This is a genomic window from Klebsiella sp. HMSC25G12, from assembly GCF_001807705.1.
GTDB lineage: Bacteria > Pseudomonadota > Gammaproteobacteria > Enterobacterales > Enterobacteriaceae > Klebsiella > Klebsiella variicola.
Genome location: NZ_KV789861.1, coordinates 1 through 856 on the forward strand (window position 1 = coordinate 1; position 856 = coordinate 856).

Genomic DNA, 856 nt, shown 5'->3' on the forward strand with positions numbered 1-856 from the left:
TGGAGTACGGTCAGTCGCGAAAATGGATAGCGCACGCGCCCTTGTTGCCAAAGGACGGGGAATAGCCATGGTCAGCCGGACCATGGGCGTGTCGCGTGCGCAACTGTCACTGCGGATTAACCGTTCTGCCGACTGGCAGGACAGGCGCTGTAACCGGCGTAATGAAGAAGCAGACGCAGAAATACTGTCGGCTATCCTCAACATTATCAGCGATATGCCGAGTTATGGTTATCGACGCGTGTGGGGCATCCTGCGCAAGCAACGTCGCACAGAGGGACAGCCACCTGTGAATGCCAAACGGCTTTACAGGATAATGAGCGAGCATAACCTGTTGTTGTTGCATCACAAACCAGAGCGACCGAAGCGTGAACATAAGGGCAAGATAGCGGTGGCAGAAAGCGATATGCGCTGGTGTTCAGATGGCTTCGAGTTCGGCTGCGACAACGGCGAAAAACTGCGGGTAACGTTCGCGCTGGACTGCTGCGACCGTGAGGCCATAGACTGGGCAGCAAGCACGGGAGGCTATGACAGTTCGACCGTGCAGGATGTGATGCTGAGGTCGGTGGAAAAGCGCTTCGGCGACAGGCTACCGGAAACACCAGTGCAGTGGCTGACGGATAACGGTTCAGCGTATACCGCGTATGAAACGCGGAGGTTCGCGAGAGAGCTGAATCTGGAGCCCTGCACAACAGCGGTGAGCAGCCCGCAGAGTAATGGCATGGCCGAACGGTTCGTGAAAAAGATGAAAGAAGACTATATCGCGTTCATGCCAAAACCGGATGTGAGAACAGCACTGCGAAACCTTGCAGTAGCGTTCACGCATTACAATGAAAACCACCCGCACAGCGCGCTGGGA

Annotated in this window: 1 protein-coding gene; it reads left to right on the forward strand. The window is 55.7% G+C overall.

Features of this window, described 5'->3' with window-relative positions:
* Positions 1 to 856: IS3 family transposase (locus HMPREF3096_RS09450; protein ID WP_141749327.1), on the forward strand; the 856-nt coding region annotated here is incomplete at both ends.